This window comes from Terrisporobacter hibernicus (assembly GCF_020809405.1).
Lineage (GTDB): Bacteria > Bacillota > Clostridia > Peptostreptococcales > Peptostreptococcaceae > Terrisporobacter > Terrisporobacter petrolearius.
In genome coordinates this window covers 1,916,838-1,939,463 of sequence record NZ_CP081135.1, presented here as the reverse complement: position 1 = coordinate 1,939,463, position 22,626 = coordinate 1,916,838, and the positions used below count along the sequence as shown (strand labels likewise).

At 27.5% G+C, this 22,626-nt stretch carries 27 protein-coding genes; 6 read left to right on the top strand and 21 right to left on the bottom strand.

Features of this window, described 5'->3' with window-relative positions; genetic code table 11:
- Positions 1–193 precede the first annotated feature (193 nt).
- The 3 genes from JW646_RS09640 to JW646_RS09630 all read right to left on the bottom strand — a co-directional run bounded on the left by JW646_RS09640 (position 194) and on the right by JW646_RS09630 (position 2,922).
- Positions 194–1,090, bottom strand: coding sequence for an FAD-dependent oxidoreductase (locus tag JW646_RS09640; RefSeq protein WP_228417328.1), 897 nt, complete (start codon positions 1,088–1,090; stop codon positions 194–196).
- A 3-nt stretch (positions 1,091–1,093) separates the two neighbouring features.
- Complete coding sequence (locus JW646_RS09635) at positions 1,094–2,521, bottom strand: NAD(P)/FAD-dependent oxidoreductase (protein ID WP_228417327.1); 1,428 nt, start codon at positions 2,519–2,521, stop codon at positions 1,094–1,096.
- 245 nt (positions 2,522–2,766) lie between these two features.
- Positions 2,767–2,922, bottom strand: a complete 156-nt coding sequence (locus JW646_RS09630; RefSeq protein ID WP_228417326.1) for a hypothetical protein — start codon at positions 2,920–2,922, stop codon at positions 2,767–2,769.
- Between the two features lie 49 nt (positions 2,923–2,971).
- Between JW646_RS09630 and JW646_RS09625 the strand changes: the two genes are divergently transcribed.
- Positions 2,972–3,340 carry a zinc ribbon domain-containing protein gene (locus tag JW646_RS09625; RefSeq protein WP_228417325.1) on the top strand — a complete coding sequence of 123 codons (369 nt, stop codon included), beginning with the start codon at positions 2,972–2,974 and terminating at the stop codon, positions 3,338–3,340.
- A gap of 50 nt (positions 3,341–3,390) precedes the next feature.
- Here JW646_RS09625 and JW646_RS09620 read toward each other — a convergent pair whose 3' ends face one another.
- From JW646_RS09620 to JW646_RS09580, 9 genes are all read right to left on the bottom strand, one after another.
- Positions 3,391–3,732: a zinc ribbon domain-containing protein YjdM gene (locus tag JW646_RS09620; protein WP_148558510.1), complete on the bottom strand. Its 342-nt coding sequence runs from the start codon at positions 3,730–3,732 to the stop codon at positions 3,391–3,393.
- Between the two features lie 209 nt (positions 3,733–3,941).
- Entirely contained in the window at positions 3,942–4,589 is a 648-nt protein-coding gene (gene fsa, locus JW646_RS09615) for a fructose-6-phosphate aldolase (protein WP_148558509.1), read from the bottom strand.
- 15 nt (positions 4,590–4,604) lie between these two features.
- On the bottom strand, positions 4,605–5,531 hold the full coding sequence (locus tag JW646_RS09610; RefSeq protein ID WP_228417324.1) for a transketolase family protein: 927 nt from the start codon (positions 5,529–5,531) through the stop codon (positions 4,605–4,607).
- A gap of 11 nt (positions 5,532–5,542) precedes the next feature.
- On the bottom strand, positions 5,543–6,355 hold the full coding sequence (locus JW646_RS09605) for a transketolase (RefSeq protein WP_228417323.1): 813 nt from the start codon (positions 6,353–6,355) through the stop codon (positions 5,543–5,545).
- A 77-nt stretch (positions 6,356–6,432) separates the two neighbouring features.
- The gene (locus JW646_RS09600; RefSeq protein ID WP_074920255.1) at positions 6,433–7,803 is read right to left on the bottom strand and encodes a PTS ascorbate transporter subunit IIC; all 1,371 of its coding nucleotides are present in this window, start codon (positions 7,801–7,803) and stop codon (positions 6,433–6,435) included.
- Between the two features lie 86 nt (positions 7,804–7,889).
- The gene (locus JW646_RS09595; RefSeq protein ID WP_074920254.1) at positions 7,890–8,165 is read right to left on the bottom strand and encodes a PTS sugar transporter subunit IIB; all 276 of its coding nucleotides are present in this window, start codon (positions 8,163–8,165) and stop codon (positions 7,890–7,892) included.
- 1 nt (position 8,166) lies between these two features.
- Positions 8,167–8,568, bottom strand: coding sequence for a PTS sugar transporter subunit IIA (locus JW646_RS09590; protein WP_228417322.1), 402 nt, complete (start codon positions 8,566–8,568; stop codon positions 8,167–8,169).
- Positions 8,569–8,585: 17 nt separating this feature from the next.
- Positions 8,586–10,499, bottom strand: a complete 1,914-nt coding sequence (locus tag JW646_RS09585; protein ID WP_228417321.1) for a BglG family transcription antiterminator — start codon at positions 10,497–10,499, stop codon at positions 8,586–8,588.
- 221 nt (positions 10,500–10,720) lie between these two features.
- The gene (locus JW646_RS09580; protein WP_228417320.1) at positions 10,721–11,422 is read right to left on the bottom strand and encodes a cyclic nucleotide-binding domain-containing protein; all 702 of its coding nucleotides are present in this window, start codon (positions 11,420–11,422) and stop codon (positions 10,721–10,723) included.
- A 119-nt stretch (positions 11,423–11,541) separates the two neighbouring features.
- On the opposite strand from JW646_RS09580, the gene JW646_RS09575 reads away from it, so the two are divergent.
- Together JW646_RS09575 and JW646_RS09570 are read left to right on the top strand one after the other, a co-directional pair.
- Positions 11,542–11,964, top strand: a complete 423-nt coding sequence (locus JW646_RS09575; protein WP_228417319.1) for a DMT family transporter — start codon at positions 11,542–11,544, stop codon at positions 11,962–11,964.
- 11 nt (positions 11,965–11,975) lie between these two features.
- Positions 11,976–12,428 carry a DMT family transporter gene (locus JW646_RS09570; protein WP_074920249.1) on the top strand — a complete coding sequence of 151 codons (453 nt, stop codon included), beginning with the start codon at positions 11,976–11,978 and terminating at the stop codon, positions 12,426–12,428.
- Here the strand turns inward: JW646_RS09570 and JW646_RS09565 are convergent.
- The 3 genes from JW646_RS09565 to JW646_RS09555 all read right to left on the bottom strand — a co-directional run bounded on the left by JW646_RS09565 (position 12,319) and on the right by JW646_RS09555 (position 14,654).
- Positions 12,319–13,167: a hypothetical protein gene (locus JW646_RS09565; protein WP_228417318.1), complete on the bottom strand. Its 849-nt coding sequence runs from the start codon at positions 13,165–13,167 to the stop codon at positions 12,319–12,321. The genes JW646_RS09570 and JW646_RS09565 overlap by 110 nt on opposite strands.
- Positions 13,168–13,242: 75 nt before the next feature.
- The gene (locus JW646_RS09560; protein WP_228417317.1) at positions 13,243–13,998 is read right to left on the bottom strand and encodes an ABC transporter permease; all 756 of its coding nucleotides are present in this window, start codon (positions 13,996–13,998) and stop codon (positions 13,243–13,245) included.
- The gene (locus JW646_RS09555) at positions 13,998–14,654 is read right to left on the bottom strand and encodes an ABC transporter ATP-binding protein (RefSeq protein WP_228417316.1); all 657 of its coding nucleotides are present in this window, start codon (positions 14,652–14,654) and stop codon (positions 13,998–14,000) included. Before JW646_RS09555 ends, JW646_RS09560 begins: the two co-directional genes overlap by 1 nt.
- A 223-nt stretch (positions 14,655–14,877) precedes the next feature.
- On the opposite strand from JW646_RS09555, the gene JW646_RS09550 reads away from it, so the two are divergent.
- Entirely contained in the window at positions 14,878–15,597 is a 720-nt protein-coding gene (locus JW646_RS09550) for a tRNA 2-thiocytidine biosynthesis TtcA family protein (RefSeq protein ID WP_228417315.1), read from the top strand.
- An 88-nt stretch (positions 15,598–15,685) separates the two neighbouring features.
- Here the strand turns inward: JW646_RS09550 and JW646_RS09545 are convergent, their stop codons facing one another.
- On the bottom strand, positions 15,686–15,871 hold the full coding sequence (locus JW646_RS09545) for a biliverdin-producing heme oxygenase (protein WP_228417314.1): 186 nt from the start codon (positions 15,869–15,871) through the stop codon (positions 15,686–15,688).
- Between the two features lie 299 nt (positions 15,872–16,170).
- On the opposite strand from JW646_RS09545, the gene JW646_RS09540 reads away from it, so the two are divergent.
- The gene (locus tag JW646_RS09540) at positions 16,171–16,782 is read left to right on the top strand and encodes an acetate uptake transporter (protein WP_074920244.1); all 612 of its coding nucleotides are present in this window, start codon (positions 16,171–16,173) and stop codon (positions 16,780–16,782) included.
- 121 nt (positions 16,783–16,903) lie between these two features.
- On the opposite strand, the gene JW646_RS20130 is transcribed toward JW646_RS09540, so the two are convergent.
- The 5 genes from JW646_RS20130 to JW646_RS09520 all read right to left on the bottom strand — a co-directional run bounded on the left by JW646_RS20130 (position 16,904) and on the right by JW646_RS09520 (position 21,461).
- The gene (locus JW646_RS20130) at positions 16,904–17,035 is read right to left on the bottom strand and encodes a hypothetical protein (RefSeq protein ID WP_255701562.1); all 132 of its coding nucleotides are present in this window, start codon (positions 17,033–17,035) and stop codon (positions 16,904–16,906) included.
- Between the two features lie 359 nt (positions 17,036–17,394).
- Positions 17,395–18,216 carry a hypothetical protein gene (locus JW646_RS09535; protein WP_074920243.1) on the bottom strand — a complete coding sequence of 274 codons (822 nt, stop codon included), beginning with the start codon at positions 18,214–18,216 and terminating at the stop codon, positions 17,395–17,397.
- Between the two features lie 297 nt (positions 18,217–18,513).
- Positions 18,514–18,993 carry a 23S rRNA (pseudouridine(1915)-N(3))-methyltransferase RlmH gene (rlmH, locus tag JW646_RS09530; protein WP_148558499.1) on the bottom strand — a complete coding sequence of 160 codons (480 nt, stop codon included), beginning with the start codon at positions 18,991–18,993 and terminating at the stop codon, positions 18,514–18,516.
- 119 nt (positions 18,994–19,112) lie between these two features.
- Positions 19,113–19,904, bottom strand: a complete 792-nt coding sequence (locus JW646_RS09525) for an MBL fold metallo-hydrolase (protein ID WP_228417313.1) — start codon at positions 19,902–19,904, stop codon at positions 19,113–19,115.
- Between the two features lie 87 nt (positions 19,905–19,991).
- Complete coding sequence (locus JW646_RS09520) at positions 19,992–21,461, bottom strand: M1 family metallopeptidase (RefSeq protein ID WP_074920240.1); 1,470 nt, start codon at positions 21,459–21,461, stop codon at positions 19,992–19,994.
- Positions 21,462–21,554: 93 nt separating this feature from the next.
- On the opposite strand from JW646_RS09520, the gene JW646_RS09515 reads away from it, so the two are divergent.
- On the top strand, positions 21,555–22,613 hold the full coding sequence (locus JW646_RS09515; RefSeq protein WP_074920239.1) for a DnaD domain protein: 1,059 nt from the start codon (positions 21,555–21,557) through the stop codon (positions 22,611–22,613).
- Positions 22,614–22,626 lie beyond the last annotated feature (13 nt).

Below are 22,626 nucleotides of genomic sequence, written 5' to 3'. Positions count from 1 at the left end.
ATAATAATCCCTTATATATAGTATCACAACTTTCCATATTTTATGGCTTTGTTATTTTTTTAATTTATACTCTTATTTTTATACTTTTTCAACTTCTTTTATCTATAAATTTTAAATAAATGAATATGTAAATAACCTCTGTATATATAAAAGAGATGAACTGTAAAGTAATTACATTTCATCTCCTATATTATTAATTATTAATAATTTCTTCTATTAATAATACGCTTTCTCTTTCTATTTCTTCTATATAATCATGAATATAAATTCCATTTCCACAAGCATACACTTTTTCCTTCGATGTCATATATTCATCATTTACCTCTGGTCCAGTAGTGTCTATATTTAATTTTATTCCGCTTCTCATTGCAACTAGTCCATCAGAAAGTTGTTGTTTAGCAAATAATATTGAATCACATTCCACTTCAATTTCTTCTTCATCATTACTTAAAATTGCTTTTTCTACACGACCTGTTCCCTCTATATTTGATATTTCATAATTGTAGTATATATTTTCTGTTAATCCATAAGTATTTATCTCTTCTTTATCAGAAATAATTCCTACTACTTCAACATTACTTCTTTTTAGTTCTTTTTCAATCATATATAATGTATTCCAACCATCTATAAGAATTTTTCTACCTGGTACCATATTCTCCATAGCAAAAACTTTTTTTGCCATTCCTACAGTATATATGCCTGCACATCTACTTCCTACCATGGCTACAGCTTTTCTAGATCCTTCTTTTGCTCCATTAGCTAATATAATTTTTTTACCTTTTATTTTCTCAATACCATTAGCTGCACTTGTACATAATACTTCATTATTTTCTTCAATTTTTAATACCATTGTATTTAATTTTGTCTCGATGTTATATCTTTCATATTCTTCTATTAAATAAGTTCTATAAAATTTACCTGTTATCTTTAATTCATTGCTTATATTATAATTTCCTAAGCACAAGGCTCCTCCAAGAATATTATCTTTTTCTATTAATAATACATTTTTTATGCCTGATTTTTTTGCTTCTATGGCACAAAGCATACCTGCTGCACCACCACCAACAATTATTAACTCATATGCGTCCATGGATTAATCCTCCTTAAATCCTACTACTGAAGAACTTTCAATATTTTTATTAACTTCACTTATGTCTATATCTAATTCCCTACTTAAGATATCGCTTATAGGTATCATACACCCAATTCCTTGGCATCCTCCCATCATAGCTCTTGTTCTTCTTTTTACCCCATCTAAAGTTCTTGCCCCTAAAGGCCTTTTTATAGAGTCTATTATTTCACCTTCTGTAACAAACTCACATTTACATATCATTTGGCCATAAGCAGGATTTTCTTCTATTAATTTGTTTTTTTCTTCTATGCTAAGTTCGTTTATTCTTATCATTTTTGTTCTATGAGGTTTAAAATTTATTTTGTTTTCTAGTTTAATTTTGTCTTTTATTAAACCTATTACATAATTCCCTATGGCTGGAGCGCAAGTTAAACCAGGAGAATCTATTCCTATTACATTAATAAAGTTTTTAGCATCCTTTGCTTCTTCAATAATGAAATCTTTAGTTTTAACTTTGGGTCTTATTCCACTAAAAGTATTTAAAACTTTACCAAAAGGTATTTTTCCCATAGTTTTTTTGCTTTTTTCTATTACTTCATCTATTCCCTTTCTTGTAGTTTTTACATCCTCAGCTTCACTAGGAATAGCATTTGGTCCAATTAATAAATTTCCGTCTACTGTTGGAGTAACTAAAATACCTTTACTTAAGTCACTTGGTACTTGAAATAAAGTTTTTTTACAAAGCTCGCCTGCTGTTTTATCAAGCAAACAATACTCTCCCTTTACTCCTTCTATCTCATATTTAGTTTCACTTACTAAATTATTTAAAAATGCACCAGCTAAACCAGCTGCATTTATAATTATTTTCGCTTCTATAGATTCTTTATCATTTATAATAAGTGTATAAGAGTCTTCACCTTTTTTTATATCAGTTACTTCATGTCCTAATAAAAAATCCACGCCATTTTCAAAAGCATTTTCAGCAAATGCTAATGTCATTTCATAAGGACTTACTATACCGGAATTTTTCACATGTAAAGCTCCTACTACATCATCATTTATATTTTCTTCTAAATTTAAAACCTCATTTTTACCTAATATTTCTAATTCATTTATTCCTAATTCTTCTCCATTGGATTTTAATTGTTTTAATTTTTTAAACTCATCTTCGTTGAAAGCTAATACTAAGGATCCGTTTCTTTTGAAAGAAAACTCTAACTCTTCAGATAAAGATTCTATTATTTTATTTGCCTCTAAGTTTAATTTACCTTTTAATGTTCCTTTTTTTTCATTATATCCGCCGTGAATAATTCCGCTATTAGCCTTGGATATTCCTTCTGATATATCTTGATTCTTATCTATTACTGTCACCTCTAAATTATATTTAGATAATTCTCTGGCTATGGAACAACCTACTACACCAGCACCTATTATTACAATATCTTTCAAAACTATTCCTCCTTAAATTATTATCAAATTTAATATTTACTAAATCCTTCAAATTCATCAATATTTCATCAATATTATAATCCTCTTAAGATATATTTTCCATATATTTTATTATGAAAGATATTTATTGTAACCATAAAGAAAACGTATCAATATAATTGATACGCTTTTTTGTTAAGCAACTATGCTTTTTTCTTTTAATTTTTAAATTACATTTTTACTTATTCTCTATAATTATAATTACTTTATCCACTACTAATACATTCATTATTACAGCTAACAAAGAATAAATTCCTTTGTCTAATCCAAGCAACAGCTAAGTCTACCCTTATTAAAATACCTAATATAACTTCCAATGCTAAATTGTTTATTAATTCATAATAATGCATTGCTTTTTCCATAAAATCTATTTCAAAATATTATGATATAATTAATATGGGAGTTGATATTATGTTTTTTATTGGTGGTATTTCCAATGGAGAGAAGAAACTAGATTATGTTCAAACTATGGTTTGTCCCATGTGTGGATCATTTGGAAGAATGGAAGTTTATATGACTTATATGTACTTCAGTCTTTTCTTTATTCCCCTTTTTAAATGGAATAAAAAATACTATGTAAAAAGTACTTGTTGTAATAGTATTTATATTTTAAACAATGATTTAGGAATAAAAATAAGTAGGAGAGAAAACATACTAATTTCAGAAAATGATTTACAATTAGCAAATTATATTCAACCTACTATAAATAGATGCTCAAATTGTGGATACATAGGCAATGAAGATTTTCAATATTGTCCTAAATGTGGACAGAAATTATAATTTTAAGAAATAAAATAAGAACTAGATTAAAATCTAGTTCTTATTTTATACTATGCTTTTTTTACAACACTTGATTTTAGTTTCATAGCTCCGAAACCATCTATTTTACATTCTATATCATGTCCATCAGCAGCATCAGGAACTAAACGTATACTTTTAACTTTTGTTCCTATTTTTATAGAAGATGAAGATCCTTTTACTTTAAGATCTTTTATTACTGTTACAGCATCTCCATCATTTAATATATTTCCGTTTGCATCTTTTATTACATTTTCTTCTGTAGATTCTTCTGTTTGCGACCATTCATGAGCACATTCTGGGCAAACATATAAAGTTCCATCTTCATAAGTATATTCTGAATTACATTTAGGGCAATTTGGATAATTTTCCATGATATTATTTCCTCTCTTTCTTATGTCTAATTCTTAAAATAGAATTTTTCATTATATAGCAGCTTTATAGCCTTTCATATTGTATCATACTTTTATGGCTTAACAATATATCTATATACAATTAGTTTATCTATTTTATAGTTTTTTATATAATATTCTACATTAAATAAAAAAGAGAGGAACTATTGTCCTCTCTTTTTATCTTAACTTTATTTCCCAAATGCTGCTTCATAGTCTTTGACGAATTTTTCTATTCCGCTTGTAGTTAACGGATGATTAAACATTTGATTATATAATTTATATGGTATTGTTGCTATATGAGCACCAGCTAAAGCACTTTCATGTACATGCATTGGATGTCTTATACTTGCTGATATTATTTCTGTTTGTATATTGTGTATTTGGAATATTTCACTTATTTGTGAAATTAAATCTATTCCTACTGTTCCTATGTCATCTAATCTTCCTACAAATGGACTTACATAAGTTGCACCAGCTCTTGCAGCCATTAAAGCTTGAACTGCTGAGAATATTAATGTTACATTAGTTTTTATTCCCTTTTGAGATAATATTTTTACTGCTTTTAATCCTTCTTTACACATTGGTAATTTTATTACTATGTTTTCATGTATTTTAACTAATTCCTCCGCTTCTCTAACCATCTCATCACATTGTAGAGCAATTACTTCTGCACTTATTGGTCCATCAACTATTTCTGTTATTTCTTTCATTGCAGAAACTATATCTCTACCTTCTTTTGCAATTAATGAAGGATTTGTTGTAACTCCACATATAACTCCTAATTGTGCTATTTCTCTTATTTCGTCTATATTAGCTGTATCTATAAATAATTTCATTTTTATCTCCTTAAGTTATCTTACTATATTTTTTACTGTTTCTTTTATGTTTTCTACTGTTAATCCGTGTTTTTCTAATAAAGCATCTGGACTTCCTGATTCTCCAAATACATCCTTTACACCGATTTTTTTAACTACTATTGGTGCATTTTCACAAACTACAGCTGATACTCTATCTCCTAAACCACCTATAACTGAATGCTCCTCAACTGTAACTATTCCTTTTGTTTCTTTTGCTGCCTTTATTATTATTTCTTGATCTATAGGTTTAATTGTAGCCATATTAATAACTCTTGCATTTATACCTTCTTCTTTAAGTTCCTTAGCCGCTTTTAATGATTTGTGAACCATTATACCCGTTGAAATTATAGTTACATCATTACCTGAAAAAATTTCATTCCCTTTACCTATTTGGAAATCATATTCATCAGTATATATGTCATCTAAAGCTATTCTTCCAAATCTTAAATAAACTGGTGCATCTATTTCAGCTGCTGCTTTTACACATTTACAAGCTTCTATATCATCTGCTGGAGATAATACAACCATATTAGGAAGTGAGCACATTAGCGCTATATCTTCTATTGCTTGATGAGATCCTCCATCAGGTCCTACAGTTATTCCTGCATGAGTTGCTGCTATTTTTACATTAGCTTTTGGATAGCATACTGAGTTTCTTATTACTTCAAAAGCTCTTCCGGCTGCAAACACTGCAAATGTTGTAGCAAAAGTAACTTTTCCTGTGCTGGCAAGCCCTGCTGCCATACCAACCATATTTTGTTCTGCTATTCCCACATTAACAAATCTTTCTGGAAATTCTTTTGCAAACATTTCTGATTTAGTAGCTTTTGATAAATCCGCTTCTAAAACTACTATATCTTCTCTTTCTTTTCCTAATTCTACTAATGTAGCTCCATATGATTCTCTAGTTGCTCTTTTCATCTAAAATCCCCCTATCCTATAATCTCTTCTATAGCTTGCTTAGTTTGTTCTGAATTTGGTGCTGCACCATGCCAAGCTACATTGTCTTCCATGAAAGAAACGCCTTTACCTTTTACAGTATTAGCTATTATACAAGTAGGTTTATTCTTTGTAGACTCTGCATTATTAAATGCTTTTTCTAAATCTTCAAAATCATGACCATTACATTCAACCACATTCCATCCAAAATTAACTATTCTTTCTTTTAAGTTATCGTTTGGCATTATTTCACTTGTTCTACCATCTAATTGAATTTTGTTATTATCTATAATAGCTACTAAATTATCTAATTTATATTTGTTAGCAGCCATCATAGCTTCCCATACTATTCCTTCTTGAATCTCCCCATCTCCAAGAGCTACATATACTCTTCCGTCTGATTTATTCATTTTATATCCTAAAGCTATTCCGCAAGCATTTGACATACCTTGTCCTAAGGAACCTGTTGATATATCTACACCTGGGCATTTTTTTGCATCTGGATGACCTTGAAGTATTGAACCTAACACTCTTAAATTATTTAACTCTTTTTTATCAAAAAATCCTTTTTTTGCAAGAGTTGCATAAAGAGCTGGAGCTGCATGTCCTTTACTTAATACAAACCTATCTCTATCAACTGCTTTTGGATTTTTCACATCCACCTTCATTTTTTCAAAATAAAGGTAAGTTAATATATCTATAACAGAAAGAGATCCTCCTGGATGTCCTGAGCCTGCTTTATTTATCATTTGAATAATATCTTGTCTCAATTCTTTTGATATTTCTACTAAATTTTCCTTGTTCATTTAACCTTTCCTCCTCAATTATTCTGATTTTGGGTATAAAAATTGAGGAATTATTTATTCCTCAATTTTTTTATATATTAAGCTGCTTCTTCAGTATTTTTGTCTTCTTTATTTTTAGATAGTACACTTATAGCAACTAGTAAGGCAAATATTCCTACTAAAACTGCTGTTAAGCCATTTCCACCTATAAACTCTTGAATTTTACCTAAGAATATACCTGCAACTCCAAAGTCTGCATCTGAGAATGTAGAGTTTGCAAATCCTAAGTTACCAAGTACAGGTAATAATGCTATTGGTAAAAATGATATTAATACACCATTTGCAAATGACCCTACTATTGCACCTCTTCTACCACCAGTTGAGTTACCAAATACTGCTGCAGTTGCTCCACAGAAGAAATGAGGTACAACACCTGGTATTATCATTACTAATCCTAAAGCTCCCATGATTGCCATAGAAACTACCCCTCCTAAGAATGAACATATAAACCCTATTAAAACTGCATTTTGTGCATATGGGAATACTATTGGACAATCTAGAGCTGGCTTTGAATTTGGAACTAACTTGCTAGATATACCTTTAAATGCTGGTACTATTTCGTTAAGAACTAATCTAACACCATTTTGTATTAATATAAATCCTGCTGCAAATGTTAATGCTTGTATTAATGCAAATACTAAGAAGTTGTCTCCACCTGATAATTTTGTTTCAACAAATTCTGGTCCTGCTGCTATTGCAACTATAACATAAAGAATTAACATTGTTATTGAAACTGATACTACTGAGTCTCTCAAGAAACTTAAAGATTTTGGAACTTTCATTTCTTCAGTTGATTTAGAATTTTTACCAACAACTTTTCCTATTAATGCTGATAATGCATATCCTGTTCCTGAAAAATGTCCCATTGCTACTGAATCATTTTTAGTTATTTTTTTCATAAAAGGTTGTAACATTGCTGGTGATAATACCATTATTAAACCTAAAGCTAGTGAACCTGTGAATATTAATTGTACTCCACTCATTCCACCTGATGCTAATATAACAGCTATCATACAAGCCATAAATAAAGTATGATGTCCTGTTAAGAATATATATTTAAACTTTGTGAATCTTGCTATTATTATGTTTGCCACCATACCAAATGCCATTATTAAAGCTGTTGCTGTACCAAATTCGTCTATGGCCATTGCAACTATTGCTTCATTATTTGGTATGACACCTGATATATTAAATCCTGCTTCAAACATTACACCAAATGGTTCTAATGATCCAACTATAACTCCTGCTGCTGCACTAATTACAACAAATCCAACCATTGCTTTTAAAGTTGATTTTATTATTACATCTAGCGGTTTCTTTTGAAGCAATAAACCTATCAAAACTATAATACCTACTAATACTGCTGGTTCCGATATAAAATCTACTAACACTTTTAAAAATCCTGTCATTTTAACTTCCCCTCATTCTGATTTTTAGTAAAACGTTTTTATGACTATTATTTTTTCCCCTTTTCATTATAAAAAGGGGATATTTATTAAGCTCCTATTTTTTCTTGTATCTTAGCTTTTAATTCATCTTTATCTAATAAAGAATCTAACACTATTAATTCTGGTAAGTGACTTGCACTATCTGCTAAATCTGCACCAGTTACGAATATATCTGCATCTGATGCTGTTACATCTGCTAATGAAGTATGACTAGCTTCATATTGATCAGCTACACCTAATTCATTTAACACATCTGTTATATTCATTTCTACCATAAAACTTGATCCTAATCCTGATCCACAAACTGCCATTATCTTTTTCATATTAAAATACCTCCATTAATTGTTGTTCTGTTTCTACCTTTAGTAAATTATTAAATTTATCTTTATTCATACATACATCTGCAATTTTTCTCATAAGTCCTAAGTGTGACTCATTATCTTTTGCTGATAATGTGAAGAATACTCTAACTGTTTTCCCCATAAAATCTACTGGTTCATTTAATTTTATAATGCAAAGTCCTTCCTTTATCGCTCCATCTTCTGGTCTGGCATGGGGCATGCATATATCCTCTGCTATGCAAAAATATGGTCCAAATTCTTCTATTTTATTTACTATTGCATTATAGTATCTATTTTCAACTATTCCCTCTGCTTCTAACATATCGCATGATATTTTTATAGCATCCATGTAGTTATCTACTTTATCTAATATTTTTACTAACATTCCCGTTTCTCCCTTAGCTAAATTATAGATTTCAAATCCTCATATGATTTAGCATTTTTAAATTTCTTTATATTATCATCCTTAATCAATATATTAGTTAAATTAATTAAGTTCTTATTTTCTTCTTTATTTGCAAGGACTACTATAGTCTTTACTGTTGATTTGTTTTTGCTTCCAAAATCTATTGGATTTTTTAAGTTTAATATACTAACAGCATTTTCTATTACGTTTTCTGGAGTAGCATGTACAAATGCTATCTCTGGTATAAACATCATATAGTTTCCTAAAGTTTCTATAACTCTTATGGAATCATTTACATAAGCCTTTTCTATCTTTTTATCTTTAATTAAAGGCTTTGCTGCTATTTCTATTGCTTCTCTCCAGTCTTCTATAGATTGTTCAAACTGTGCATACTTTTCTAGTATTATCTTAGTTAAATCACTTTCATTTTCATTTTTGACTTTGTCTGCTAAGTATTTACAATTTTTCTCATACCATATAGTATAAATTTCAGATTTTATTTTTTGTGAATCTCCTGATTCTAGTAGAGGATTTACCTGTATAACTTTATAGTCTTCTATTTGTAAAGGGACAGTTGAAACTATAAAGTCAATTTCTTTGTTTAAGTAATCATCCACATCTTTTAACCTACAAATTGATTGTATTTTTATTTCAGGAATCATTAGATTCATTCTTGATTTTAATAAGCTTGATGTTGCTAAGCCACCGTTACAAACGACTAATACATTTGCGCTAAAGTTTCCTTTTGCGTACTTTTCGAAAATTGTTCCGAAGTACATGGCCATATAAGCTATCTCTGCCTCTGGAAACTCTACTCCTATAATATCTTTCTTTTTACTTAGTATTTCTTCAGTAATTCCATATATAAAGGACATTTTGTACTTAATTTCTTCTAAGAGAGGATTATTAATTACTAAATTATTCTCCACTCTGTAAATAGCAATTTCCAAATGAAGTTGCATCTGTCTAATAAATTCAGCATCTGAATCTACTTCAATGTTTAGCATTGTGTATAACTCAGATAAAACTTCTGATGTTATTTTATTTATTTTTTCTTCTTTATTTAAATTAAAATCCTTTGCTATTTTTGCACCTTTAAATATTTTTAGTAAATATTCTATCTTGTCATTATGGATCTTTTTATCAATTACTTTTTCTATAATATTTTTAAATGTTTTAAATTCACTATTTTCATAATCATCATTTGTATCTAGTTTAATTTCTTGATTATTTAATACTCTTGATAATGTGAATAATAATATTATTTCTAATTCTTCTAATGATTCTTCAGTATATTGAATGCTTTTTTCTTCTTCTACAGCTTCTATAATTGTTTTTATATATTCCTCATTTATATTACTGTATTTATATAGCCATTTATAAATTTCTTTATCCTGGCCTTCAGATAATCTACTATATAATTTTAAGAAGGCATCTCCCAACTTTTCATCATTATTTTCTTCTATAAAAGTTCCATGATAAGATTTTTTTGAGATACTAATATCAAATTCTTTTAGTTTTGCTTCAGCTAATTTCAAATCATTAACCAAAGTATTTTTACTAACTGCTATATCCTCTGATAATTCTTCTATGGTAGCATTTCCTTTTATCATTAAAATTAATGCTATCATTAAGGCTCTTTCTTCTGGTGAATATAATTTATTTTTATATCCCTTAAGAATATGATCTATACTTTCTCCTTTTTTGATGATTAACTTAACTCCAACCTTTGGTTTTCTTTCAAGTTTTGCATCACAATCTTTTAATAATGTTTTTATACAATCTAAATCATTTCTAATAGTTCTTACACTAACATCAAATACCTTAGCTATATTTTCAATTGTTGTCCATTCTGAACTATTTTGTAAAAAATCAATTATATTAATTTGTCTTTTATTAAGTACTATCAATTTGTCCCCTCCTGAATTACCTTACAACTATATTCTATAAAGTTTTATATTTTTTAACTATACCAATTCATTTCATTTATTGTGGCAATTTTTATAATTTACTATTTTTATAATAACAAAAAAAGAAGACATTTATATATATCTTCTTTTTTTTACGCAAAAATATTTAATATTTTAAATTATATTTTTATATTTATTACTATCTATATTTCCAAGTATATTTATAAAAATTTAGCATCTTGATATAAGTCCCCAGCTAAATCTTTTAACAAAGTTTTATTTATAATCTTGTATCTTCCACCTTCTCTTTTTAATACGCCTTTCTTACATAATGTATTAAACGTTCTAAGTAAGTGCCTATAACTACTTCCCAAAAGCTCAGCTATGTTATTTAGATTTTCATCAAAATCAATATATAAATCATCTCCATAAATTAATGATTCATTAATATAACTTGCCAATCTATTTTCTAATGGATAAAGTAAATTAATAGAACTATTCATACTAACAACTGCTAACTTTTCTGCCAAACTTTCGCAAGTAAATTTCAAAAATTTATTATCTTTAATTAATTTTAATCTTGCTTCTTCCATTGGCATTGCTAAACAATAACAAGTACTCAAAGCTTGAATTGTACCTGTTGCTCTTTGGTTTTTCACAATTTCTATATCTCCTATTACTCTGAAAGGTTTATAAAAATCAAGAAGCAAACTTCTACCATTAGGCAATGTTTTAAACACCTTTGCTTTCCCTTGTATAAAAAACAACAAATACTCTAAATCTTCATCTTCTCTTATCAAATACTCATTTTTCTCAAATTTTAATAATCTCATTTCACTTTTCATATCATCTGTAAAAATTTTTTGCATATTTAACTCATTATAGTAATTTTCTATTATAAATGAATCTTCTATTTTCTTCACCTAAACTCCACCTTTATTTTTTACTTAATTAAAATTCTACATTCATAGGTGACATATGTCATTATTTTTATTATTTTTTTGTGTTATTTTATATATTATTCAAAAGGGAGGGATTTATAATGAATTATTTTATTTCAATTTTTACAGGTATCATACTTTCAGTAATGATTTCTTTAAATGGCCAAGTAGGCAATATTGCTGGAAATTATGCTTCTAGCATTATCATTCATTTTGTGGGGTTAATCGGAATTATACTTGTTCTTATTTTTACAAAATCAAAAATAGGCAATTTAAAAGGTATACCTTTTTATATGTTTACAGGTGGTCTTATTGGTATTTTAACAGTTTTATTTACTAATGCTAGCTTTGCAGGTCTTGGCGTTTCATTAACTGTTTCTCTTTCTTTGTTAGGCCAATTAGTAATATCCCTTGTTATTGATCATTTTGGGTATTTTAATATGCCTGTAGTTGAATTTAATAAAAAGAAAATTTTAGGATTAGTCATCATTGTTGCTGGTATTTATGTGATGACTTTATCATAGGGAGGTAAGTTATGATATATATATTATTTGCAATTTTATGTGGTGTTTCAAACGTATTATCTAGGTCTGTAAACTTTGCATTATCAGAAAAGATAGGAATGTATCAAAGTACATTATTCAATTATATATTTGGTCTTTCTGGTTCTTTTTTAATACTATTAATTAGCGGAGAGACTTTTAAATTACTTACACCTTCAACTTATAATGGTCCATGGTTTATTTATGCTGGTGGACTTTTAGGCGTTGTTATAGTTACAATGCTATCTTTTTTATCTTCAAAGGTTTCTTCTTTTTATTTAACTTTATTGTTATTTGTTGGTCAGCTTTTTACAGGAATAATTATAGATGCTTTATCTACAGGTAAAATTTCTTTTTACCAAGTAATTGGCGGAGTTTTAGTAGTATTAGGTTTAACTTATAATTTATATATTGATAAAATAAATAGCAAAACCGTATCATCTTAAGATACGGTTTTTTTATGAAATCTATCATACTTTTTTTATTTTCTTCCAATTGAACTAATCTATTAACATTGGCTCCTGATGGATGAGGAAATCCCATAAGAATTTGATTTTCTTTGATAAATTTTTCATCTTTTAATTTGCATAATACCTCTTCAACAGCCTTTCCTAGTGGTATTAATAATATGTCTTCAAAGTCGTCCAGTTCATGTATTTCATTTATAAAATTCTCATAAACATATTTCATTAAAAAGTCACTTTTCAATAATTTTGGAGTATGTCCTGTATAGTTTTGTTTTTTTACAAAAACAGGATAAGGTATTAATGATACAGTGTGCATTAAATAATCTTTTTTATCAAATAACTCTCTACAACTTTTTAAGTTTAACGCTTCATTTAATTTTATTTCATCTAACATTGATATAATATTTTTTCTTAAACTCCCACTAAATCTACCTGATACTTTACATTTATACTGAATATCTTCTATATCATTATTATTTTCTAATTCTTTTCTTGCCGTAGATATAGCTGTATTCATTTGTATGAACCCTGGCGTTATTCCTACTATTAGTATTTTTGCCTTGTGATTTATATACTCGTTATGTGGAGCATAATATATTTCTATATTATTTTCTTTATCTATTAGAAAATCTTCTGTTAATAATTCTTCTTTTGTATATTTATCTTTAACTGGAAGCTTTTCTATTTTCCTTTTATAATCATATAGTGTTTTTTTCATCTTATCTTCTAAATATATAATTAAATTTATTTCATTATTCTTACTAAATATTATATCAATGGTTTTCTAATCTATTTAGGCCACTATTTGCTTTAGTTGCTTTCTTTTATTAAAGAATTTTTTATAACTCAAGTATGTTGCCATAATAGTAGCTATTGATGAGGATGATAAAATCATAAATGTAACCATAATTTGAAACTTAACTGCAACTAATGGAGATGACCCTGCTAGTATTAATCCTGTCATCATTCCTGGTAATGATACTATTCCTAAAGTTTTGGCGGAATCAATTGTAGGCATTATTGATATTTTAATACTTTCTCTAATTATTTCATCAGATGCTTCTTTTATACTTGCCCCTAAAGATAGCTTAACTTCAACTGCTATTGAATTATTTTTAAAATTATTAATCAAATTTCTATAGCTTAAGCCTATTGCAACCATAGAATTACTGATTATCATTCCTGCTACTGGTATTACTTCATTGGGTGTATAACCTATAGCTTTTGAACTAATTAAAATACCTAAAGTTATAATTGTTCCCACACTAATAGATACAAATGATATGAAAACTTGACTTTCTATAGTAAATCCTTTTTTCTTTGTATTAATTGCCGCATTGATAATCATTACTAAAACTAATATAACTGTATAAATTAATTTATCTAGTCCAAATATAACGTCTAATACATATCCAACTGCTAATAATTGAACTACTGCTCTTAACATACTGACTATAATATCTCTATTTAATTCTAACTTTTCTTTATATGAAATTATAATAGGAACCATTATTAATACTGACGACAAAATTAACGCTTCTGTTTTCATTAATTAAATTCCTCCATTTTTTCAATTTTGCCTTTTGATATTGTGACTCTTTTATTAAATATAGTCTCACTTTGTTTCTTGCTATGAGTAACCCATAATATAGTTACTCCTTGCTTATTTAATTCTTCTACATAACCTTGGATAAGATTTGTATTGTCAGAATCTAAGGCAGATGTTATTTCATCTAACAATAATACTTCCGGAGTGAAAATTATATTTCTTATAAAAGATATTCTTTGCTTCTCTCCTCCTGATAATAAGTTTATATTTTTTTTTAATATATCATTGTCCAAATTAAATCTCTTTAACAAATTTATAATTTTTTCACTATCTACTTCTTTATTTCTTATTTTAAAAGGAAACTCTAAATTATCATAAACCGTTTTGCCAAATAAATATGGTATTTGGATAGAATAGCTAATTTTTTTCCTTAAATCAGTTGCTTCATAAAAAGAATAGTCTTTTCCTTTAAATTTAATATTTCCTTCTTTTAATTCTATTAAGTCTGCACATATTTTCAGTAGAGTACTTTTCCCACTTCCTGATTCACCTACAATAGATATGCAATCACCTTTGTTTATATCTATTGTGACCCCGTCTAAAATAATATTTTCTTTATCTCTATAATACAAATTTTCTAATTCTATTATCTTCAAAATCTCATTCTCCTTCTTTTCACTTAAATACATAACTCTATTTTAATCTATATATTATATCTATCCTAGACATTTTCTCTATATATTATAAATGTTTAGAGTATTTATATAAATGTATCCAATTTATTATAATTGTTACAGTTTTTCATATTTGTTATAATAGTTAAGTTACTTTAATAAAAAATTAATTTTTTTATTTTATATAGTTGGGAGGAATAGATATATGCAAAAATTACTTAGCAAAACTCGCCAAGCAATTAAAGATTTTAACATGATAGAAGAAAATGATAAGATAGCAGTTGGTTTATCTGGAGGAAAAGATAGTCTAGCACTACTTCATATATTAAAAAGCTATCAAAGATTTTCACCTGAAAAGTTTGAGTTAATAGCCATCACATTAAATCCAGGAGGGGTAGATAATTCTCCTTTACATAAATTATGCAAAGATTTATCTATACCTTATCATGAAATTCAAACAGATATAAAAGAAATTGTGTTTGATATTAGAAAAGAAAAAAATCCTTGCTCATTGTGCGCAAACTTAAGACGTGGTGCACTTAATGATACTGCAAAAAAATTAGGTTGCAATAAAGTTGCATTAGGTCATCATCGAGATGATGCCATAGAGACTTTCTTAATGTCTATTCTTTACGAAGGAAGAGTAAGTTGTTTCTCTCCTAAAACACATATGGATAGACAAGACTTAACTATAATCAGACCTATGATTTATGTTGAAGAATATATGACTAAAAAGGCAGCTAAGGATTATAATTATCCAATTATAGAAAATCCTTGCCCAGTTGATGGAAAGACTAATAGACAAAATATAAAAGAACTTGTGTCTAAGTTAAATGACCATATGCCTGGTTCTAAAAAAAATCTTTTTGGTGCTCTAAATAATACAGATAACTTCTTTATCTGGGATAAAGAAAAAATTAAATAGTTGCAAACAAAAAAGGCTATATCATTTTTGATACAGCCTTTTTAAGGGTTTGGGGGTGTATATAAAAACACTTTAAAATGTCTATTACCTAATTATATTTATTATTATCTATAGTTTCGTCTATTACTTTATACATAGCACTAAGGTTTAATAGGTATTCTACATAACTCTCTATCGATGCCTCTCCATCTACTATTCTTTTTAAAATTCCTGAATGTTCTGCAGCACTATGTAAAGCACCTGTATTTCTTTTTATTTTAGTTATTAAGTCCATAACTTTCACCGCCTGCAATATTTTAATTATTATTTATTAGAAAAAAACAATTAATTGATAATTGTTATCATTCTATCATATATTATTGTTTATTCCCTTTCTTTTTTATCTTAAACATTTTTTAATATTTTTCCATTTCCAATTTGTGAATACGATATCCTATGCATTGATATATCTAAGTTACACCAATTATTAACTATTTAAATTTTTTTGTATACCTATCACAAAATTTTTGGTATTATAGATTAGTATGTGTATACAAAATGCATTAATATGATATTTTATTAGGAGGTTTCACAATGACAAACGAAACAAAAGTTAAAGTTGTAACTGCTGATCCATCAGCATTAGGACTTTTTGGATTAGCAATAATAACATTAGTGGCTTCATCTCAAAAACTAGGATTAACTTCAGGAGTATCTTTAGTTTTACCATGGGCTATATTTTTAGGAGCTACAGCTCAATTATTTGCATGTATAAATGATTTCAAACATAACAATACATTTGGTGCTACTGCATTTGGTGCTTACGCATTTTTCTGGTATGCAGTTGGGTTTACTTGGTTAATACAAAACGGAGTATTTGGTACTGAATTAGCAGCTGCTTGTGATACAAAACAATTAGGATTTGCTTACTTAGGATATTTAGTATTTACATTGTTTATGACTATAGGAGCTATGGAAACTCATAAAGTATTATTTACTATATTTGTTCTTATAGATTTCTTATTTATAGGATTATCTTTAAGCTCATTCGGAATAATGGAACATACTACTCATATGCTAGCTGCTTATTCTGAATTATCAATAGCAATAGTATCATTCTATGGTTGTGGTGCCGCTGTTTTAAACACTCATTTTGGAAGAACTTTCTTACCAGTTGGTAAACCATTCGGTATATTCAAAAAATAATAACTTTAAAAAATGAAAAAGCATTTAGACTGTATATTTTCAATAGTCTAAATGCTTTTCATTTTTTATGTTATTTCTTAAAATTTAATTATTTATTCTTTAAAATAATTTTCATATTACTTTAAATAGATTGCGTAAGTAGTTTTTTCGTTTTTGAACCTGTATTAATAATTTCCATAGTACCATCAAACACTAATTCTATACCTAAGATAGTAACATGATGCCCAAGTTTTCTAAATGGATCAAATATCAAAACAAGTGATAAACTAAATTAAACTATTACTTTAACTAAAATTAATATTCATTTATCTCTATTGAACAATTTATACAATGCCACATTCAAATAACCATCATATTTCACCAATCCACTTAATCCCCAAATTATACCTACAATAAATAAGGCATCACTTCTTTTAATTAATACTCCTAAACCTATAGCTATAAAAACTGTTCCATTTTTGTTTTTTCAAAACTTTAATAATCTTTACTTGCAACGCCTTCAATTAACTAAGTAGTACCTTTTGCTAATAAAATAGTACTACAAATTATCGTCAATAATTGCATTAATTTGTCTTCATAAAAATTTATTTTTTTAATGTTTCTTACTAAATTTTACAGATCATCATTTAAAACTTGGCTTGGCCATGAAAGTAGACTTTTTCTTGATATTTTTAACTGTTTATCATTTGGGAAATTTAAATCACAAAAATAATTGTGGTAATTAGCTGTCCAAACATATTTATCCCATACTCTTATATTCTTTTTGTTAATCTCTAGCATTTCTTCAATTTTAACCTTATGTCTAAGTAGTAATTCTAGTTGTATTCTTTCAAATTCATATTCATTGTTACACTCTCTATAATATTTAAATATGGTATTTAAATAATTTAAAAACCATTGTCCATCGCTGTCTATAAGTATTTTATTATATTGTGGTGCTACATCATAATAATTTATGTATTTTTTTAACCTTTTTACAGTTTTATCATCTAGTATAATTCTTGGATAGCATGCTAGTTTACTTTCTGTATTATGAGCATCTAAAAGAGCTGGTCCAAATACAATGTCCTCATTTATATAAAAATCACCTACACTTACACCACCTCTAACAAAAAGGCCTTCTAGTGATAGATTAAATTGATATTCTGATACATTATCTAGTATTTCATTTAATTCAGCTTCTCCATCATCTTTTATAGGATATCCAATAATCATATTATCCGTATATATCTTTATATTTCCTTGGCTATATTTATTAGGAACTACACATTGCTTATTCTTATTTATAAGGTAGTTGATATCTTTTAATAACTGATCTCCATATCCATCTCTACAAGAATCTGATATCATTTGTGAAAAGCCTAATATATCTATAGCGCATACCATAGAGTTAACTAGTTTTGGATTATCTTTATCATATTTTTGCATATTCATTTCAACACATCCTTACATATTATTAAATTTAACAACTATTTATTTATTATATTATACTTTTTAAGCAAGTACAATTAAGCAAATAAATCTAGAAACTTAAGGTGATTTTTATTCATTTATAGCCTAATTAACTATATTTTGCATACCTTTCATATAATTCTATTTATATCTTTTTCTTTAAGCTAATTATTTTATATTTTTCTTAATTTTGATGTTGTTTCTAACAAAAAATACTCCTTAATTAAAAATGTTATGGAGTATTAATATAGTTAATTTCGTTTATTAAATTATTATTTCTTACTTATGGTATGGTTCTCCGTTATTTATTCTATAAGCTCTATAAATTTGTTCCAATAATATTAGTCGCATAAGTTGATGAGGAAAGGTCATCTTCGAAAAAGACAACTTATAATTAGCTCTTCTTAATACCTCATCAGAAAGCCCTAAAGATCCGCCTATAACAAATACTATATGACTTGTTCCTCTAACACCTAAATTACCAATTGTATCTGCCAATTCTTCAGATGATAAATTCTTTCCATCTATAGCAAGAGCTATAACATGAGCGTTATCTTTGATTTTACTTAGTATCTTCTTTCCTTCTTTATCCTTAATCATAAGCATTTCTTTATCGCTTAAATTTTCAGGAGCTTTTTCATCATCTAATTCTATTACTTCTAGTTTGCAATATTTAGATAATCTTTTTGAAAATTCATCTATTCCTAATTTTAAATATTTTTCTTTTATTTTTCCTACACAAACTATACTGATACGCATATTTTTCTCCTCTTATTAACTTTATCTTTTGAGCAACAGATGTATCTGAAACAATAGCAAAAAAATTCTCCCACACATGGTTCAAAAATATATCGTTACACATATGGACCAAGGTAATTTTACAGTTCAAAAACCTTTGAAACTTTATCTCTTGATAAAACTTCTAGATTTAGGTCTTGTCCTATTATCATGTCATTATTAGCTAGTACATTCTTTGATGTAGCGAAAGCCAGGTCTGGAAAATTATTTTCCTTGCTTAAATGAGCTAATAGTATAGATTGTGTATTATTATTAATTAAATCCACACAGAACTTAGCTGCTTCTTCGTTTGATAGATGTCCACAATCAGACATTACCCTTCTTTTTAAACTATAAGTATAGCTTCCCATCATTAGCATGTTTGGGTCATAATTAGACTCTAATACTACAAGTTTTGAGTCATATAAATTCTGTCTAATATTATCTGTTACACACCCTATATCCGTAGCAATTGACATTTTTTCCTGCCCCGAAAATAAATTATACCCTACAGCATCACTTGAATCATGTGGTATGGAAAAGGGCTTAATTCCTAAATCCCCTATGCTATATGTTTTATCATTTTCAAATACTTTCATATTTCCTTCTTTTACGTTTCCTAATTTATCTTTCATGGCACACCATGTTTTTACATTTGCAAAAATAGGTATGTCCAATTTTCTCGATAATATTCCTGCACCTTTTATATGGTCCGAATGCTCATGTGTTATAAATATGCCCTTTATTTTTTCTATATCAGCATTTATCTCATCTAAACCTGTCATTATTCTTTTACCACTAAGGCCTGCATCTATTAATATATTAGTATCCTTATAACTAACAAAGTGACAATTTCCGCTACTTCCACTTCCTATAGAACAATATTTCAACATAGTGCACCTCTTTTCTCTTTTTCTCATAAATTATATTATACCAAAAAAACAGAGCATTAAATTATTTTTCAATGCTCTGGCAAAATTTTATTTATATTCTTTTATAATTTTTTCAATATCCACGCCTTTACTTTTCCAAAGATCAACAAATTGAGGTCCGTTTACATTTTTAAATTTATATGTATTATAGTATTCTTTTAATGTATTAAAAAATACTTTATCTCCCACTTCTTTTCTTATTTCATTGAAAACTACTGCTCCTTTTGTATAAACACTTAAACTATATTCTGAGGAGTCTTTATACTCTGTTGTAGCCTTAAATATATCAGTTGTTTTATAGTTTCTTGTTTGTACTTCCATAGTTTTTATTAATTTATCTCCAGTTTCTTTTCCATACTTTTGTTCAAAATAAAGTATAGTTGAGTATTCCGTTAATGCTTCATCTAACCAAGGTTCATTAATTTCATCATTTCCTATAACACTATACCACCATTGATGGGCAGTTTCATGAGCTATTACATACTCCAATAAAAATTTGTTTTCTCTATTATATAGACTTTCATCTATCATAGATAACATGGGATATTCCATTCCCCCAATAAAAAAATCACTGGCTACTACCGAATATGTATCATATGGATAGTCCCCAAATAAATTACTAAAAATCTCTATGGATGACTTAGATATATCCAAAGCATCTTTACTCATATCCTCATTTAAATTATATGTATTTATCACAATATCTTTATAATTAGCCTTATTTACTATAAATTTGTCACTTAAAATAAAAGCAAAATCTCTAACCATCTTACCATCTATGGTGTATAGTATTTTTTCATTGTCTGTTTTCTTCTCTGTTACTTTTCCTGTAGTTGCTAACTTATATTTTGATGGTGCTAATATCTTCACACTAAAATTACTAGTATCGCTATAAAATGGATCCCCTACAGTTTCATAACTTTTTAAATTCCATCCCTTATCATCATAAACACAAGCTATAGGAAACCAATTTGTTACATTCACTGTATTGTCACCATAACCAAATCTTCCAAGACAATTAGGTAATTTAACATTATATTTTAAATCTATTTTTACTACTTCACCCGCTTTTAATAATTTATCCAACTTAATCTCTAGAATATCATTTTTATCTCCTGTTACTTCATACTTTAATTTTTCCTTATCACTTAATACATTTTTAAGATCTATATATCCTTCGTTAAAACCATTTGGATAAGCTCTGCTCATTTCTGAGTCTTCAAAAGGAACTGATTTTTCTTTGCAAAAAGCATTTGGATAAATATGTAGGTAAATTTTATCTAGTGTAGTTTTCGTATTATTAATATAAACTAAACTTTCGTTGCATAAAATACGATTAGTTTCATCATCATATATTACATCTATTGTATATTCGTTTTTGTTTTTTTCATCTTTAAGTGTAAAAGTTTCTCTTTGATTAGTTAGTATAAATGTGCGTATACTTCCCCCTATAATGATTAGAAGAGCTAAGACTATAACAAATAATCTTCTTCTCTTTTTATCGAATTTAATAACCAATTTATACCTCCTTTTTAGTGAATATTTTTTTTTAAAACTTACAATATAAATTTGTAATAGCTTTTATGTTATAATTGAAGCTGAGGTGATTATATGTTTTTTTATAAAGAAGAAAATGATATAGATTTTGGAGAAACAACCATCCCAAATATCTTCATAGATATATATATGCCTATGGGTGATGGATTATACACAAAGGTATATCTTTTAGCGTATAGGCAAGTTTGTTCTTCTATCCCAGACCCTAAATTTGATAACAGTTCTATTGCTAGAATTCTAGAAGTTCCCTTGTCAGATGTTATTAATGCATGGAAATTCTGGGAGAAGCAAAACATAGTTAAAATGCACAAAAACGATAGTCCAGATGCTTTTGATTATTCAATTGAGTTTTTAGATTTAAAAAGACTCTATGTTGAAAATCTACAAATTAATACACCTTCTATTAAGTCTAATAGTGATAGAATAGTTTCTGCTGGACATAATCCAAGCATAACTAAAATGTTTAATAGCATAAATCGTATAATAGGAAGATTTCTTGATCCTTCAGAAAAATTAAGAATACTAGACATTAGAGAAAAATTTAATGTTAATCCTGATGTTATTGTTTATGCATATGAAACTTCAAAGCAAAATAATAATGGTACACCTAAAAATCTTAATTATATTGAAGGTATACTTAGAAACTGGTACGACTTAGGACTTTATACTATTGAAGATATTGAAAATAATGTAATTGAAGATAAAAAGCGCTATGACATTCATAAGCTTATTTTTAAGTCTCTTGGATTTAATAGAAATCCTGGATCAGAAGAAAAAAGAATTATGGATACATGGATTGATAAGTACAATATGGATATAGAAGTTATATTAGAAGCTTGTAGCAAATCAAAAAATACATCTAATCCTTCTATATCTTATATAAATGGTATAATTGAAAGATATAAAAAGAATAATGTTAAGACTTTAGATGATATAGAAAAATTAGAAGAAGAATTTAATCAAAAAAAACAAAATAGAAAGAATACAACTTCAAATAATAACTCTGTTCCTAAAGTTAAAACAAGATTCCATAATATCAACGAAACATTTAGAAACTACAGCCCTGAGGAATTAGAGAAACTTCTAAAAGAAAGTCAAAAGGGTAAATTTTAGTAGGTAGGTGATT

Excerpts from the sequence above, each read along its gene's own strand:
- JW646_RS09640 (WP_228417328.1), bottom strand. The coding sequence starts at position 1,090 with ATGGACGCATATGAGTTAATAATTGTTGGTGGTGGTGCAGCAGGTATG.
- JW646_RS09630 (WP_228417326.1), bottom strand. The coding sequence starts at position 2,922 with ATGGAAAAAGCAATGCATTATTATGAATTAATAAACAATTTAGCATTG.
- JW646_RS09625 (WP_228417325.1), top strand. The coding sequence starts at position 2,972 with ATGTTTTTTATTGGTGGTATTTCCAATGGAGAGAAGAAACTAGATTAT.
- JW646_RS09620 (WP_148558510.1), bottom strand. The coding sequence starts at position 3,732 with ATGGAAAATTATCCAAATTGCCCTAAATGTAATTCAGAATATACTTAT.
- fsa (WP_148558509.1), bottom strand. The coding sequence starts at position 4,589 with ATGAAATTATTTATAGATACAGCTAATATAGACGAAATAAGAGAAATA.
- JW646_RS09610 (WP_228417324.1), bottom strand. The coding sequence starts at position 5,531 with ATGAAAAGAGCAACTAGAGAATCATATGGAGCTACATTAGTAGAATTA.
- JW646_RS09605 (WP_228417323.1), bottom strand. The coding sequence starts at position 6,355 with ATGAACAAGGAAAATTTAGTAGAAATATCAAAAGAATTGAGACAAGAT.
- JW646_RS09600 (WP_074920255.1), bottom strand. The coding sequence starts at position 7,803 with ATGACAGGATTTTTAAAAGTGTTAGTAGATTTTATATCGGAACCAGCA.
- JW646_RS09595 (WP_074920254.1), bottom strand. The coding sequence starts at position 8,165 with ATGAAAAAGATAATGGCAGTTTGTGGATCAGGATTAGGATCAAGTTTT.
- JW646_RS09590 (WP_228417322.1), bottom strand. The coding sequence starts at position 8,568 with ATGTTAGTAAAAATATTAGATAAAGTAGATAACTACATGGATGCTATA.
- JW646_RS09575 (WP_228417319.1), top strand. The coding sequence starts at position 11,542 with ATGAATTATTTTATTTCAATTTTTACAGGTATCATACTTTCAGTAATG.
- JW646_RS09570 (WP_074920249.1), top strand. The coding sequence starts at position 11,976 with ATGATATATATATTATTTGCAATTTTATGTGGTGTTTCAAACGTATTA.
- JW646_RS09565 (WP_228417318.1), bottom strand. The coding sequence starts at position 13,167 with ATGAAAAAAACACTATATGATTATAAAAGGAAAATAGAAAAGCTTCCA.
- JW646_RS09560 (WP_228417317.1), bottom strand. The coding sequence starts at position 13,998 with ATGAAAACAGAAGCGTTAATTTTGTCGTCAGTATTAATAATGGTTCCT.
- JW646_RS09550 (WP_228417315.1), top strand. The coding sequence starts at position 14,878 with ATGCAAAAATTACTTAGCAAAACTCGCCAAGCAATTAAAGATTTTAAC.
- JW646_RS09545 (WP_228417314.1), bottom strand. The coding sequence starts at position 15,871 with ATGGACTTAATAACTAAAATAAAAAGAAATACAGGTGCTTTACATAGT.
- JW646_RS09540 (WP_074920244.1), top strand. The coding sequence starts at position 16,171 with ATGACAAACGAAACAAAAGTTAAAGTTGTAACTGCTGATCCATCAGCA.
- JW646_RS09535 (WP_074920243.1), bottom strand. The coding sequence starts at position 18,216 with ATGAATATGCAAAAATATGATAAAGATAATCCAAAACTAGTTAACTCT.
- rlmH (WP_148558499.1), bottom strand. The coding sequence starts at position 18,993 with ATGCGTATCAGTATAGTTTGTGTAGGAAAAATAAAAGAAAAATATTTA.
- JW646_RS09525 (WP_228417313.1), bottom strand. The coding sequence starts at position 19,904 with ATGTTGAAATATTGTTCTATAGGAAGTGGAAGTAGCGGAAATTGTCAC.
- JW646_RS09515 (WP_074920239.1), top strand. The coding sequence starts at position 21,555 with ATGTTTTTTTATAAAGAAGAAAATGATATAGATTTTGGAGAAACAACC.